This is a genomic window from Micromonospora sp. CNZ286 (assembly GCF_014207755.1).
Map to the genome: position 1 here is coordinate 5347087 of NZ_JACHIZ010000001.1, position 15058 is coordinate 5362144.

At 72.2% G+C, this 15058-nt stretch carries 12 protein-coding genes; 3 read left to right on the forward strand and 9 right to left on the reverse strand.

What is annotated here, in order from left to right; all coding sequences use genetic code 11:
• Positions 1-19 precede the first annotated feature (19 nt).
• Positions 20-2455, reverse strand: coding sequence for a putative bifunctional diguanylate cyclase/phosphodiesterase (locus tag FHX31_RS23590; RefSeq protein WP_047891856.1), 2436 nt, complete (start codon positions 2453-2455; stop codon positions 20-22).
• Between the two features lie 110 nt (positions 2456-2565).
• Between FHX31_RS23590 and ilvD the strand changes: the two genes are divergently transcribed.
• Entirely contained in the window at positions 2566-4413 is a 1848-nt protein-coding gene (gene ilvD, locus FHX31_RS23595; protein ID WP_184977196.1) for a dihydroxy-acid dehydratase, read from the forward strand.
• A 94-nt stretch (positions 4414-4507) separates the two neighbouring features.
• Complete coding sequence (locus tag FHX31_RS23600) at positions 4508-5218, forward strand: hypothetical protein (RefSeq protein WP_184977197.1); 711 nt, start codon at positions 4508-4510, stop codon at positions 5216-5218.
• 77 nt (positions 5219-5295) lie between these two features.
• Here the strand turns inward: FHX31_RS23600 and FHX31_RS23605 are convergent, their stop codons facing one another.
• From FHX31_RS23605 to FHX31_RS23615, 3 genes are all read right to left on the reverse strand, one after another.
• On the reverse strand, positions 5296-5469 hold the full coding sequence (locus FHX31_RS23605; protein ID WP_013284489.1) for a hypothetical protein: 174 nt from the start codon (positions 5467-5469) through the stop codon (positions 5296-5298).
• A gap of 89 nt (positions 5470-5558) precedes the next feature.
• Positions 5559-6953, reverse strand: a complete 1395-nt coding sequence (locus FHX31_RS23610) for a hypothetical protein (RefSeq protein ID WP_013284488.1) — start codon at positions 6951-6953, stop codon at positions 5559-5561.
• Between the two features lie 219 nt (positions 6954-7172).
• Positions 7173-7877, reverse strand: a complete 705-nt coding sequence (locus FHX31_RS23615) for a TetR/AcrR family transcriptional regulator C-terminal domain-containing protein (protein WP_184977198.1) — start codon at positions 7875-7877, stop codon at positions 7173-7175.
• An 86-nt stretch (positions 7878-7963) separates the two neighbouring features.
• Here FHX31_RS23615 and FHX31_RS23620 point away from each other — a divergent pair, with 86 nt between their 5' ends.
• Complete coding sequence (locus FHX31_RS23620) at positions 7964-8638, forward strand: DUF4386 domain-containing protein (protein ID WP_091329744.1); 675 nt, start codon at positions 7964-7966, stop codon at positions 8636-8638.
• Here the strand turns inward: FHX31_RS23620 and FHX31_RS23625 are convergent.
• The 5 genes from FHX31_RS23625 to FHX31_RS23645 form a co-directional block, all read right to left on the reverse strand.
• Positions 8635-10326, reverse strand: a complete 1692-nt coding sequence (locus FHX31_RS23625) for a SulP family inorganic anion transporter (RefSeq protein WP_184977199.1) — start codon at positions 10324-10326, stop codon at positions 8635-8637. The genes FHX31_RS23620 and FHX31_RS23625 overlap by 4 nt on opposite strands.
• The gene (locus FHX31_RS23630) at positions 10323-10661 is read right to left on the reverse strand and encodes an ArsR/SmtB family transcription factor (protein WP_013284484.1); all 339 of its coding nucleotides are present in this window, start codon (positions 10659-10661) and stop codon (positions 10323-10325) included. The genes FHX31_RS23625 and FHX31_RS23630 overlap by 4 nt, the downstream gene beginning before the upstream one ends.
• Before the next feature lie 78 nt (positions 10662-10739).
• A complete protein-coding gene (locus FHX31_RS23635; protein WP_184977200.1) occupies positions 10740-13187 on the reverse strand; it encodes a glycoside hydrolase family 2 protein in 2448 nt (815 codons plus the stop codon).
• Entirely contained in the window at positions 13184-14044 is an 861-nt protein-coding gene (locus tag FHX31_RS23640) for a carbohydrate ABC transporter permease (protein ID WP_030270116.1), read from the reverse strand. The genes FHX31_RS23635 and FHX31_RS23640 overlap by 4 nt, the downstream gene beginning before the upstream one ends.
• Positions 14041-15054: a carbohydrate ABC transporter permease gene (locus FHX31_RS23645; protein ID WP_013284481.1), complete on the reverse strand. Its 1014-nt coding sequence runs from the start codon at positions 15052-15054 to the stop codon at positions 14041-14043. The genes FHX31_RS23640 and FHX31_RS23645 overlap by 4 nt, the downstream gene beginning before the upstream one ends.
• Between the last annotated feature and the right edge of the window lie 4 nt (positions 15055-15058).

A 15058-nucleotide genomic window follows, 5' to 3' on the forward strand; every position in this document is an offset into this window, starting at 1 on the left:
CCGGTTCGACGACATGCGGCTAAGCCTGACGCATCTCACGCGATGAGTCAACTGATCCCACATTTTGGTTCACGGACGTGGGCGTGTCGGTCGCCGCGACCCCCTCCGCGCCCGGCGCCACCTGCGAAGATCCCTCCATCGAGGGACGCGGGGCGGGCGGGTTGTTGCGCAGCCGGGGCAGCAGCGGCGACGGGGCGCGCGCCGGCGCGGGCGGCGGCACCGGCGGCATCGCGGTGTGCCGGTTGCCGGGCGCCGTGGCCGCCTCCAGCATCGCCTCCAGGTGCTCGGCCGGTACGCCCCAGCCGAACAGCGCGCCCTGGCCGAACCGGCACCCGGCGGCCACCACCGCGGCCAGCTCGGTCGGGTTGGTGACGCCCTCGGCGATCACCTCCAGCCCCAGCTGGTGCCCCAGGCGCATGACGATGTCGACCATCGGGGCGAACGCCGGACCGTCCCGCCCGACCGGCCGGACCGGCTCGTGCTCGGCGACCAGACTGTGGTCGATCTTCAGAATGTCGATCGGCAGCCGCCGGAGCTGGCCGAGCGACGAGTAACCGGCGCCGAAGTCGTCGAGTGCGATCCGGACGCCGGTCAGCCGCAGCGCGGTGAGCCGCCGGATCAGCTCGTCCAGGTCGGTGGCGACCGCGTGCTCGGTGACCTCCAGCACCAGCCGCTGTGGCGGCACGTGGTGCGCGCGCAGCGCGTCGGCGACCTGGACCACGTACTCGGGGGCGTGCAGCTCGCGCGGCGACACGTTCACCGACACCCAGACGTCGTGCCCGTCGGCCAGCCAGCGGGAGAGCTGGTAGCAGGCCTGGTGCAGCACCCACGCGCCGAGCTTGGCGATCATCCCGCACTCCTCGGCGAGCGGGATGAACTCGTCCGGCCGGACGTTGCCCAGCTCCGGGTGCCGCCAGCGCAGCAGCGCCTCCGCGCCGACCGGCCGCACCGACGGCAGCGAGGCAACCGGCTGGAAGACCAGCCGCAGCTCGTCGCGCTCGATCGCGCCGCGCAGCTCGTGCTCCATCCGGGTACGGCGGCTCAGCAACTGGTCGTAGGTGGCGTCGTAGCGCTCGATCCGGTTCTTGCCCCGCTGCTTGGCGTAGCGCAGCGCCAGGTCGGCGTTGCGCAGCAGCAGTTCGACGTCCTGCTCACCGTGCCCGGCGGCGACGCCGATGCTCACCGACAGGAAGACCGGCCCGTCCCCCTGCTCGTACGGGCGGCCGAGCACCCCGAGCAGGCGGTCCGCGACGGGGCCGGGGTCGGCCGACCCGTGCATCAGCACCGCGAACTCGTCACCACCGAGCCGGGCGGCCAGGTCGCCCGGGCGCAGGTTGCCCCGCAGCCGCCGCCCCACCTCGATCAGCACCGCGTCGCCGACGTCGTGCCCGCGCATGTCGTTGACGTTCTTGAAGCCGTCGAGGTCGAGCCCGAGCAGCACGCACGGCACGCCCGCCTCGGCACTGCGGTGCAGGGCACGCAGCAGCCCGCGCCGGTTCGCCAGCCCGGTCAGCGGGTCGGTGTGCGCCAGCTCGCGGAAGTGCGCCTCCCGCTCGGCCAGCCGGATGGCGTAGCCGCGGACGTCGTTCAGTGCGAGGTACTGCCGGGTCACCAGGGCGAACCCCTCGACCGTGCCGGCCACGATGGCGTACCCGTCGAACCCGCCGCCCTGCACCAGGTGGTAGATCGCGGAGGCGGCCATGGCGAACATCGGCACGAAGGCGTACTCGCCGTCGCGGCGGATGAAGTCGACGTCGAGCTGCGTCAGATCGGCCCGGCGCCCGGCCACGGCGGTGGCCAGCAGACCGGCGGCGGTCAGCACCGCGCCGGTGAGCACCATGCCCGGGCCGGCCTGGCAGAGCCCGGCGGACACGGCCAGCCCGCCGGCCGTCACCGCTATCGCGCCGGCGGCGAGCAGCGTGAGCCATCCGCGCGGCGGCGCGACCCGCAGCACGACGATCACTGTGAGCCCCGTGGTGAGCGCCGCGCTGACGGTGGCCAGCACGATCGGCAGGCAGGCGACGGGTGTGGCGTCGCCGAGCAGCCGGGTCGGCTCGCTGAACGCCACCCAGCCGACGAACCAGAGTGCGCTGCCCATGATCAGGCCGTCGAGCAGCAGCCGGGCGGTGGCGGCCCGGGTCGCGGCCGCGCCGGGCAGCCGCAGGACGGCGGCGCCGAGGCCGAGCGCGGCGAGCGTCGTACCGGCGGCGACGAGGACCGCCCATCCGGTCCGCTGGCCCTGCCGGTGCGCCCAGTGGTCACCGGCGGCCAGCAGACCGCCGAGGCCGACCAGGAGGCTGAACAGGGCGGCGCAGGCGGCGACCGCGAGCAGCAGGTGAGCCGGCCGGCGGGGGCCGGTGCGACGCCGCACCGACGCGACGAGCAGCACGGCGGCACCGGCCGCGGCGATCCCGCTCAACACCGCGACGGTGACCATCCCCGGGGACGACTGCACGCGTCAACTCTGCCGGATGAGCGCCTCCCGTGGGGGACCGGGTGTGCAACTGTTGGGACACAGGGTGCGCGTGGCGGAGTCGCCGCGCGGATGGTGTCAGACTGGTTGTCATGCCTGAGCTGCGGTCGAGGACCTCCACCCATGGTCGGACGATGGCCGGCGCCCGGGCCCTCTGGCGGGCCACCGGGATGACCGACGACGACTTCGGCAAGCCGATCGTCGCCATAGCGAACAGTTTCACCCAGTTCGTACCCGGTCACGTCCACCTCAAGGACCTCGGTGGCCTGGTCGCCGACGCGGTGGCCGAGGCTGGCGGCGTCGGCCGGGAGTTCAACACGATCGCCGTGGACGACGGCATCGCCATGGGCCACGGCGGCATGCTCTACTCGCTGCCCAGCCGGGAGCTGATCGCCGACGCGGTGGAGTACATGGTCAACGCGCACTGCGCGGACGCCCTGGTCTGCATCTCCAACTGCGACAAGATCACCCCGGGCATGCTGCTGGCCGCGCTGCGGCTCAACATCCCGACCGTCTTCGTCTCCGGCGGCCCGATGGAGGCCGGCAAGACGGTGGCGATCGAGGGCGTCGTGCACTCCAAGATCGACCTGATCGACGCCATGATCGCCTCCTCGAACGAGGCGGTCACCGACGACCAGCTCGGCGAGATCGAGCGCTCCGCGTGCCCGACCTGCGGCTCCTGCTCCGGCATGTTCACCGCCAACTCGATGAACTGCCTCACGGAGGCGATCGGCCTGGCGCTGCCGGGCAACGGGTCGACGCTCGCCACCCACGCCGCGCGGCGGTCGCTGTTCGTCGAGGCCGGGCGCACCGTCGTCGAGATCGCCAAGCAGTGGTACGAGAACGACGACGCCTCGGTGCTGCCGCGCTCGATCGCCGGCCGGGAGGCGTTCGAGAACGCGATCGCCCTCGACGTGGCGATGGGCGGCTCCACGAACACCGTGCTGCACCTGCTCGCCGCCGCCCGCGAGGCGGAGCTGGACTTCGGCGTGGCCGACATCGACGCGATCTCCCGCCGGGTGCCGTGCCTGGCCAAGGTCGCCCCGAACTCCCCGAACTACCACATGGAGGACGTGCACCGCGCCGGCGGCATCCCGGCCATCCTCGGTGAGCTGGACCGCGCCGGGCTGCTGCACCGCGACGTGCGGTCGGTGCACTCCCCCAGCCTCGACAAGTGGCTGGCCGACTGGGACGTCCGGGGCGGCTCGGCGACGCGAGAGGCGGTCGAGCTGTTCCACGCCGCGCCGGGCGGGGTGCGCACCACCGAGCCGTTCTCCACCACCAACCGCTGGTCGTCGCTGGACACCGACGCGGCCGGCGGCTGCATCAGGGACCGGGAGAACGCGTACAGCGCGGACGGCGGCCTGGCCATCCTGCACGGCAACCTCGCGCCGGCCGGCTGCGTGGTGAAGACCGCCGGTGTGCCCGAGGAGTGCCTGACGTTCCGCGGCCCGGCCAAGGTCTACGAGTCGCAGGACGACGCGGTGACCGCGATCCTCGCCAAGGAGATCGTCGCCGGGGACGTGGTGGTGATCCGCTACGAGGGCCCGAAGGGTGGCCCCGGCATGCAGGAGATGCTCTACCCCACCTCGTTCCTCAAGGGCCGTGGGCTGGGCCGCTCCTGCGCGCTGCTGACCGACGGCCGGTTCTCCGGCGGCACCTCCGGCCTGTCCATCGGGCACGTCTCCCCGGAGGCGGCCTCGGGCGGGCTGATCGCGCTGGTCCGCGACGGCGACGAGATCGTCATCGACATCCCGGGCCGGTCGATCGAGCTGAACGTGCCCGCCGACGAGCTGGAGGCGCGGCGGGTGGCCGAGGAGAAGCGGGACCGCCCGTACACCCCGGTCGGCAGGCAGCGTCCGGTGTCGGCGGCGCTGCGCGCGTACGCGTCGATGGCGACCTCGGCCAGCGACGGCGCCTACCGCCGCGTCCCCGAGTGACGTAAGGAAGGGCCCCCTTTTAACGCCTCCGGTAGAGGAGGGGGCCCTTCTTAACGCCCGCGCGCCGGTAACCTCCGGCGGCGTGGAGACGACGGTGAGTTACGCGCGACTGGTCCGGCCGGCGATCGACCGGGTGTACGTGGGCGCCAGGTGGGGAGCCCGCGCCCGGATGGAGGCGTTCTACGCCGAGCGCGGCTGCACACTCGGCGCGGAGAACAGCTTCTTCTCCGGCGTGCTGGCCCGGCCGATGCCCGCCGAGGCGCTGGCCGACGGCCTGATCTACACCTCCGGAAGCATGGACGAGGAGCTGGAGCAGGGCGTCGTGGTCCGGGACGCCGACGGTGACTGGCACCTCACCGACCTGGGACGCGAGCTGACGCTGTTCGCCCAGCGGGCCACCGGTGAGGCAGCCGAGGAACTGTGGTCGACGCTGCCCGGTGTGCTGCCCGGTCTGCGCATCGTGCCCCGCCTCGCCGACCTGGTCGGCCGGGTGCTGACGCACGCGCAGGCCACCGGCGGGCCGGTGTTCCGGGCGATGTCCCCGCCGTACGAGCCGGAGGGTGCCTCCCCGGCGCTGCTGCTGGTCACCCGGCTGGGCTCGCTGCGCCACCACCGCGCCGACGCGCACCGGGCCGCGTGGCGGGCCGCCGGGCTGACCGCCGAGGGGATCCGGGCACTGCCGGACGGCCCGGAGCGCGCGGCGATCGAGGCGGACACCGACCGCCGCGACGAACCGGCGTACGCGGCGCTCACCGAGGCCGAGCGGTGGGAACTGCTGGCCGGCCTCGCCGCCCTTCCCAGCTGACGGTCCGCGGCCTGCGCCGCCATCGGGTGGAACGTCATGGGTGTCTCCGGACCCGTTTGACACCCATGACGTTCCCCTCACCGCTGGGTGGGGTCCTCCTCGGCCGGTGCGGTGCCGTCGATGGGCAGGCCGAACTCCGCCGGCGAGTTCTCGTCGGTGCCGTCCAGGTCCGCGTGCGGGTCCTCCGGGGTGACGTCGTCGGGGTCGGCGCCTCCGGCGTGCAGTTCGGACAGCTCAACCGGATCAGTCATGCCGTCCTGGTACCCGCCGCACGCCGCCCGAACCCGCCCGTCCGTCAGGGCTGGACGAAACGCCCCCCGCTACGGGCGGAACCGTGGGGTCACTCGCCGGGGCGGTCCGAGGAACCAGAGCCGCCGGGCGTTCCCTCGGTGTCGAACTCGGGGCTGTCCTGGGAGGAGATCGCGGTGGAGACGAGGCTGGAAGCGACCGGCTGAACGGGGATCACGTCCTCCGACGTACGCAACCGGGGCGGCGCGGGCATCCACGGCTTGAGGTTCTGGATGATCTGCTCGTAGAAGTCGTCGACGGCGTGCAGCACGGAGTCGATAAAGGCGCCCCGACCACTGCCACGCTTGGTTCCCGCAGCCGTGCTCTGGGCGATACGGAATGCTCGCAGCTCGCGCGAGGGGTCGGTGATGAGCGTCGTGGGCTCGGCGCGTACCTGGCGGAGGAGATCGGTGGCGCCACCTCCTCGGGCGTGCATGGCGAATGCCTCGATCCGGACCGTGTCCGGCGCGTCCTTCAGTTGACGGACCAGCCAGTTCACCCGGGTGGTCGGCCGGCCCGACCGGGGAGCGTCGACATCGACGTGGCAGACGATCTGCCCGGCCCGCAGATCGGCCGTCACGTGCAGGTGCCCGACCGCGCCCGGAATCCGGATGCTGCCGCTCAGGGTGCCGGCGCTGGCGAGTTGGTTGGCGAGCGACTGGGTGCGCGCCGCCGGATCGGCGAGGTCGCGGCGGCTCAGCGCGGGAGTCACGTCGGTGCCCAACTGTCGGCCGAGCCGGAGGCACGCGTAACGGATCAAGGCGTCGAAGCGCCCGGCGACCTGCGCCGCGGCACTGTCGCCGGCCCGCAATGTCCCGGCCGACACCCCGTCCCGCACCTGCACCCAGGCCGGCCCCATGTCGCTGAACTCGAGAGCGCCCGAACGCGGGTGTTCGAGGTATCGGATCAGCTCGCCCAGAACCCATGCCTGATCCGGGTCTGCGACGCCGCGGTATTCCTTCTGGATCACGGCCTGGGTCAGGATCTCCGTCCAGGGCAGGTGATACAGGGCGACCTTGCGCAGTTTCCGGCGATCGACTGTCGTCGGATGCTGACCCGGAACGGGAGCGATCTCGTTCGAGATCGTGATGAGGGCGTCGAATCCCTGCTCCCGCGCGATGTCCAGGTAGGCCTCCAACTGCTCGGATCGCAGCGGGTTACTGCCGGTCTTCACCTCCACGAGCGCGGTCCACTGGCGTTGCCCCCTCGTGACGCGGATGAGGCCGTCCGGAAAGAGTTGCTGGTTTCCGATTTTGAACGGAACCTCGATGAAGGTCTGCACGACTCCGGCCGGCGCGCCGACGGACTGGGTCAGGACACGCCCGAACTCCCGGACCGCGCTCATCACCGCCAGCAGGGCGGAGGTCGCCCGGCGTTCCTGCTCCTCGGCGCCGTTGATACCCGAAGTAGGAATCAGACGTGCCGCGAGCCAGGTTTCCTCAGACATAAGTGACTCCTCGTGAATGCGGTGGTACGAGAAGTTACTCGCGAGCCCGGTCGAAAAGCGGCGCGACCATTGGCGCGTACGAACGAAAAGAGTTGGCCGGTCGGATGTCGAGCGATCCATCCCGGCCGAAAGCGAATGCCGGACGGATACGCGGTCTCATCAGTTCGGCTTTCGTCGGCTTCTCAGTCCGATACCTGACTGCGAATGGCACGGGCCGGGTCAAGGGCTCGGGCGGTGTCGCTCCAGGCCGTCGAAGAGCAGGTCGAGGGTGAACTCGAACTCGGTCTGAGAATCGCACCAGCCGAGCGTCGGATCTGCCGCGTCGTGCGTCTCGGCGGCGACCATCGCGGCCAGGTGCGGCAACCGCTCGGCCAGCGCCACCATCTCGGCCTCCGCTGCCGCCGCGTCGGCCTCCCCGCCCGCGTCCGGCCGGAACACCTCCTGCGCGAAGCCGAGCGCCAGGCTGCCGAAGGCGTGCAGCGCCCGGTGGGCGATCCGGTACGAGAAGCCGCCCTCGACGAGCGTGGCGAGGATGCCGTCGTAGTAGGCGTACACCCCGGCGGGGACGGTCGGGCGGGAGCTGAGCAGCGCCGGGGCCCACGGGTGCCGCAGCATGACCGCACGCGCGGCGAGGAAGCGCAGCCGCAGCCGGGTACGCCAGTCACCGCCGGGCGCGTCTGCCTCGGCCCGTTCGGCGGCTGCGGTGATCTCGGCGGCGACGGCGTCCACGAGGCCGTCGAGCAGTCCGGCCTTGCCGGGCAGGTGGTGGTAGAGCGACATGGCCTCGACGCCGAGGGCGGCGGCGAGCCGGCGCATCGTGAGCGCCGCCATCCCCTCGGCGTCGACCAGGGCGATCGCGCTGGCCAGGGCCCGCTCGCGGCTCAGCGGCTCCCGAGGCTTCCTCGCTCCCATGCGGCTTCCCATCTCCCTTGACCTTACAACGTATGGTTAGCCTTACGACGTAAGGCGACCCCGGCCCCGGCACGTCGATCACCCCCGAAGGAGCCGCCATGCACCAGCTGATCCGTACCGCCCGGGTGACCGGGCTGTTCTACCTCGGGCTCGCCGTCACCGGCGCCCTGGGGTTCCTCACCGTCCGTCCCATGCTCTTCGACGCCGACGACGCGGGCACGACGCTCGCCAACCTGGTGGCCCACGAGTCGCTGGCCCGCCTCGGCATCGCCCTCGAACTACTGGTCGTCCTCACCCAGACGCTCACCGCGGTCTGGTTCCACCGCCTGTTCCGTACCGTCGACGGCACCGCCGCGGGCAGCATCGCCGCCTTCGGGCTCGTCAACGCCGTCGCGATCCTCGGCAGCGCCGCCGTCCTCGCGACGGCCTTGCAGGTCGCGACCGGCGGGCCGGGCGACGCCGACACCGTCCAGCTGCTCTACCTGGTCAGCGGGAACCTGTGGGAGGTGGGCGGGCTCTTCTTCGGCCTCTGGCTGGTGCCGATGGGCTGGTGCGTGCTCCGGTCGGGCTGGCTGCCCCGGCCGCTGGGCTGGGTCCTCGTCGCCGGTGGTGTCGGCTACGTGCTCATGACGTTCGTCGCGTACCTCGCCCCCGGCGCCGGCGCCGTCGGCGACCTGCTGGTGATCCCCGCCACTGTGGGCGAGGTCTGGATCCTCGGCTACCTGATCATCTTCGGCGTGCGCAGGCGGGCACTCGAAGGGACCGAAGCCTAGGCCGGGCTCGCGGCGAGGGCGACACCCCGGGCGTACCGGATGGCGGCCGGGGTGTCCGCGAACACCAGGCCCTCGCGGCGCAGCTCGTCGGCGACGCCGAGCGTGCTGAGCACCTGGTCGTGGCCCGGGGTGATGCCGGAGAGCAGCACCGTGATCCCCCGGCCGCGCAGCCGGGCGATGGCGTCGCCGAGCACCTGGGCGCCGGTCGCGTCGACCGTGGAGACGCGGGACATCCGCAGGATCACCACCCGCACGTCGGCCACCTCGGCCAGTTCCAGCAGGAACGTGTGCGCGGCGGCGAAGAACAGCGGCCCGTCCAGCCGGTACGCCACGATGTGCTCGGCGAGCAGCGCGTGTTCCTCGTCGCTGTGCTCGCCGGTGTCCAACGGCACCTGTTCCAGCTTGGCACTGCGGGCCACCGCGCGCAGCGCCAGGACGACCGCGACCGCGAGCCCGACGACCACTGCTGTCACCAGGTCCCAGATCACCGTGACGGCGAACGTCAGCACCAGCACCACCGCGTCGGCGCGAGTGGCCCGCATCAGCGCGAGCAGGGAGGCCGCCTCCACCATCCGTACCGTGGTGGCGAGCAGCACCCCGGCCAGGGCGGCCAGCGGGATACGGCCGACCAGCGGGGCGGCGGCGAGCACGATCGCGGCGAGGGCCACCGCGTGGGTGAGTGCGGCGAGCTTCGAGGACGCCCCGGCACGCACGTTCACCGCGGTACGGGCGATGGCGGCGGTCGCCGGGATGCCGCCGAAGACCGGGGAGGCGAGGTTGGCCAGGCCCTGGCCGAACAGTTCCCGGTCCGGGTCGTGCCGCTCGCCGACCGTCATGCCGTCCGCCACAGTGGCGGAGAGCAGGCTCTCCAGGGCGGCGAGCGCGGCCACGGCGAGGGCGCTCGGCAGCAGTACGCCCAGCGCGCCGAGGTCCACGAAGTCCAGCGACGGCGCGGGCAACCCTTGCGGCAGCTCACCGATCCGGGCCAGGTCGATCGGGGCCAGCTCGGCGAGCAGCGTCGCGGCGGCCACCCCGACCAGGGAGAACGGCACGGCGGGCCGCCATCGGACGCCGAGCAGCATCAGCGCCGCCACGCCGAGCGCCACAGCGACCGCGGCGGGCCGGGGGTGCGCGGCGAACCGGGCGACCGCGTCGGCGGCCACCGCCCACACCTTCTCGCCGTGCGCGGCGGTGACGCCGAGCGCGGCCGGCACCTGTTGCAGCGCGATGACCACGGCGATGCCGGCGGTGAAGCCCTCGATCACCGGGGCCGGCAGGTAGCGGACGTACCGGCCGAGGCGGGCCACTGCGAGCGCGATCAGGATCAGCCCGGCCAGCGCGCCGACCATCAGCACGCCACCGGCGCCGAACTGCTGCACCACGGGCACCAGCACGACCGTCATGGCCCCGGTGGGACCGGAGACCTGGAGGTTGGAGCCGCCGAAGACCGCCGCGACGGCCCCGGCGACGACGGCGGTGACCAGGCCGGCCTGCGCCCCGAGCCCGGAGGTGACGCCGAAGGCGAGCGCCAGGGGCAGCGCCACCACGGCGACGGTGAGCCCGGCGAGCAGGTCGCGCCGGGGTGAGCGGCGCGCGTTCTGCCAGTCGGCCCGGCCGGGCAGCAGCCCGGCGAACAGCCGGCCCGCCCGGCGTACGGCGTCACCGGCGCGAAGGGCAGCCGCGCTCACCGGTCCGTCCCGGAGGCCCGCAGCTCGTCCAGCAGGGCGTCCCGGTCGGTGAGGACCGCGCCGAGGATGCGCCGTCCGGCGGCGAGCAGGTCGGCCACGTCGGGGGTGCTGAGCGCGTACATGACCAGCGGGCCGTCCCGGTACGAGGTGACCATGCCGGCGCGGCGCAGCACGGCGAGCTGCTGGGAGAGGTTCGACGCCTCCACGTCGATGGCGGCCAGCAGGTCGCGGACCGGCTTCGGCCCGTCCTGGAGCAGTTCGAGCACCCGGATGCGCACGGGGTGCCCGAGGGTGCGGAACAGCTCCGCCTTGGCCTGGTACAGCGGCACCGACATGACTCACCTCTCCGACGACTCTGAAGACTTTAGCACTTGCAGAAATCTTCAAATCGATGGAGATGCGGGTAAGGCCCCTCAGACGAGGTCGTTGACGCAGCGCAGCACCGGGCGGCGGGTGAGCGCGTCGGCGTCGAGCGGGCCGGGCGCGTGCACGGTGAACGTCGCGCTCTCCCCCGGCAGCAGCGTCACCAGCGCCCGGTCCACCTGCGCGGCCGGATCGAGGCGATCAGGGAACAGCGTCAGGTCGCGCAGCACGGTCCGGGCGGTCACCCGGACCCGCCGACCGCCGTCGACCGGCTCGACAGTCGCGTCCCACTGCGCCGCCGGCCACCGCACGTCGCGGTCCTCGGCGAAGAACCACAGCGCGCGCTCCGCGGCGTCCCCGGCGTCCGCGACGAGCAGTTCCGCGCGGCCGTCGTCCGGCCGCGCCAGCTCCGCCGGCAGCGCCAGCACCACCGAGGAGTACGCGGGGACGTAGAGGTCGACCGAGGTCTTCGCCCTCGGCTCCCCGGTGAGTGCCAGCCGGGTGACGGTGGCCGGCCCGCTCCACGCCTGGGCGGTCTCGTTCACCGCTACCAGCGCCAGCCCGCCGTCGCGCGGCTGCACCGTCAGCAGCCGGTCGGCGTAGGCGCGGCGCAGCGCGTACCAGAGGGGTTTGCGGCGGCCGTCGCCGTCGATCGCCGACCAGGACGTGACCGGCCAGCAGTCGTTCAGCTGCCACACGACGGTGCCGGTGCAGACCGGCCGGTGCGAGCGGAAGTGCTCCACCCCGAGCTGGATGGCGCGGGCCTGGTTGAGCTGGGTGAGGTAGTGCCAGTCGTCGAAGTCGGCGGGCGGCGGCAGGTGGGCGTCGAGCCCGCGCCGGAGCTTGCCGTCCCCGTCCGCAGCCTTCTGGTGGTGTGCCATGCCCGGCGAGTCGTGCGTGAGCGGGTTGTCGGAGAGTGCCCGGCGCAGCGTCGCGTACGCGGGCGGCGCCTGGTAGCCGAACTCGGCCACGAAGCGTGGAACGTAGTCCCGGTAGCGCGTGTAGTCGTCGGTGTTCCACACGTCCCAGATGTGCGTGGTGCCGTGCGCCGGATCGTTGGGGTGGACGTCCTCGCTGCCGGACCAGGGGCTACCCGGCCAGTACGGGACCGTCGGGTCCAGCTCGCCGACGATCGCGGGCAGCAGGTCCAGGTAGTAGCCGCGTCCCCAGGTGCGTCCGGCCAGGGGCTCCTGCCAGTCCCAGTCGTGCCAGCCCCAGATGTTCTCGTTGTTGCCGGTCCAGAGCACCAGCGACGGGTGCCCGGCGAGGCGTGTCACCTGCTCCCGCGCCTCCGCCTCGACCTCGGTGCGGAACGGCTCCTCCTCCGGGTACGCGGCGCAGGCGAACAGGAAGTCCTGCTGCACCAGCAACCCCATCTCGTCGGCGAGGTCGTAGAAGTCGTCCGACTCGTACCGGCCGCCGCCCCAGACGCGCAGCAGGTTGACGTTCGCGTCGGCCGCCTGGCCGAACCGCCCGGCGAGGCGCTCCCGGGTGACCCGGTTGGGGAACGCGTCGTCGGGGATCCAGTTGACGCCCTTGACGAACACCGGCACGTCGTTGACGTGCAGCGTGAACGGGGTGCCGTGGGCGTCGGGCGTGGTGTCCAGCCGGACCGAACGGAACCCGATCCGGCGGGCGGCGGCGTCCAGCTCCCGGCCGTCGGCGCCGTGCAGGGTGACGTCGAGGTCGTACCGGGGTTGGTCGCCGTACCCGATCGGCCACCACAGCGCGGGGTCCGCGACGGTGAGCGTCACGACGGCGGTCCGCTCCCCCGCCGGTACGGCGACGTCGGCGGTGACCCCGGCGACGGCGGCGCGGACGGTCAGCGGCTCGTCGCCGGCCCGCTCGACCTGCACGTGCAGCTCGACCCGGCCGACGTCGTCGGCCACCGTGACAATCGGCCGGACCGACGCGAGCCGGGCGGTGGACCAGGCGTGCAGGCCGATGTCGCGCCAGATGCCGGCGGTGACGAGCGTCGGCCCCCAGTCCCAGCCGAAGTTGCAGGCGGTCTTGCGGATGAAGTGGAACGGCTCCGGGTACGCGTTGGGCCGGTCACCGAGCCGGTCCCGGTGCGCCTCGGCGTACCGGTACGGGGAGTCGAAGCGTACGGCGAGGGCGTTGCCGTCCGGGCGCAGCAGCGCGCGGACGTCGAAGCGGTACGAGCGGTGCTGGTTCTCGGTGCGGCCGACCTCGACGCCGTTGAGCGTGACGGTGGCGACCGTGTCGAGGCCGGCGCAGACCAGGTCGACCCGCTCGTCGTCACCGGGCTGCCCGGCGAACGTGGTCTCGTAGACCCAGTCGGTGCGGCCGATCCAGGTGAGGCGGTTCTCGTTGTCGTCCAGGTACGGGTCGGGGATGAGGCCGGCCGCGAGCAGGTCGGTGTGGACGCAACCGGGGACCGACGCCGGCACCGCCGTCCCGGCGATCTCCGGCGGCACCGCCGGCCCGGGCTCGGCCCGCAGCGTCCACCCCTCGTGCAGCAGCGTTCGACGGCTCACGACTTCACTGCGCCTTCCATGATTCCGCGGACGATCTGACGTCCACCGATGAACAGCATGACCAGCAGGGGAACGGTGGCGATGAACGCGCCCGCGAGCACCCGCCGGTAGATCACGTAGTTGCCGCTGGCCAGGTCGGAGACCGCCACCATCGACGTCGGGTAGTCGGTGCCGCTGAGCGTGATCAGCGGCCACTGGAAGTCGTTCCAGGTGGCCACGAACGTGAGCAGGCCGAGCACCGCCAGGGCCGGGCGGATGGCCGGGAGCACGATGGTCGCGTACACCCGCATGGTCGTGGCGCCGTCGACCCGAGCCGACTCGATCAGCTCGTCCGGGACGGTGTTCACGATGAACTGCCGCATGTAGAACACGCCGAACGCGGTGACCAGGCCGGGCGCGATGACGGCGAGCAGCGTGCCGTTCCAGCCGAGCTCGCCCATCACGATGTAGAGCGCGACGATGCCGAGTTGGTTGGGCACGGTGAGCGTGAGCACCACGAACAGCATGAGCGCGCGGCTGCCCTTGAAGCGCAGCTTGGCGAAGGCGAAGCCGGCCAGTGAGCAGAAGAACAGCACCGAGGCGGTCACCACCACCGAGACGATGACGCTGTTGACCAGTGATGCGGCGAAGTAGACGTCCTGGAGGGAGAAGACCTCGTCGACGTTGGTGAGGAAGCGGTCGCCCGGTACGACAGCCGGTGGCAGCTTCGCCAGCGCCTCGTCGTCGCTGGTGGCGATGACGAACATCCAGTAGAGCGGGAACGCGGCGAACAGCATGCTCACCGCGAGGAGCAGGTAGGTCCAGAGCCCGGCCGGGGTGTCCTGTGGCGCCCGGGCCACCACGCGTCGCGTCGTCACCGGCGGCCTCCGGAGAGTCGGTTGGTCAGGAGGTAGTTGACGCCTGCGACCACCAGGATGATCAGGAACAGTGCCCAGGACATCGCGGCGGCGTACCCGAGGTTGAGGTCCTTCCAGCCGACCTTGTAGATGAGCTGGGCGATGGTCTGCCACTCGCCGTCCGGCCCGCCGGTCGCGGCCTGGGCGTTCGGGTCGAACAGCATCGGCTCGGTGAACAGCTGCAACCCGCCGATGGTGGACAGGATGACCGTGAACAGGACCACCGGCTGGATCATCGGGACGGTGATCCGCCAGAGCTGCTTCCACGGCCCGGCGCCGTCGATCGCCGCGGCCTCGTAGACGTCGCGCGGGATGGACTGCATGGCGGCCAGGTAGAGCAGCGCGTTGTAGCCGATCCACTTCCAGTTGACCATGGTGGCGATGGCGATCCAGGCGTGCAGCTTGTCCGCCCGCCAGTCGATCGGGTCGTCCGGGCCGCCGATGCCGAGCAGGCCGAGCGCCCAGTTCGCCATGCCGAAGTCGCGGGAGAAGAAGACGCTGAACACCATCGTCGAGGCCACGATCGGTGTCACGTACGGCAGCAGCACGCCCACCCGCCACCACGTCTGCGCCCGCAGCTTGCGGTTGAGCAGCGACGCGACGAGCAGCGCGAGCAGCAGTTGCGGCACGGTGGAGAGCAGAAAGATGCCGAACGTGTTGTAGAGGGCGTTCCAGAAGTCCTCGTCGGCGAACAGGCGGCTGAAGTTCTCGGCGCCGGCCCAGTACGGCAGCGTCGGGTCGTCCAGCCGGTAGTTGCGCAGCGACACGACCGCGTTGAACAGCAGCGGGAACAGCCCGAACACGAGGAAGAGCAGGAAGAACGGCGCGATCATCAGGTACGGCATGTACCGCATGTCGAAGCGGTACAGCCGGTCGCGCCAGGTCATCCGCCGGTCGCCGGCGCCGGTACGGCCGCGCTTGCGCGCGGGTGGGCGGCCGGGCGGCGCGGGCGCGGCACGGGTGCTGGACATCGGT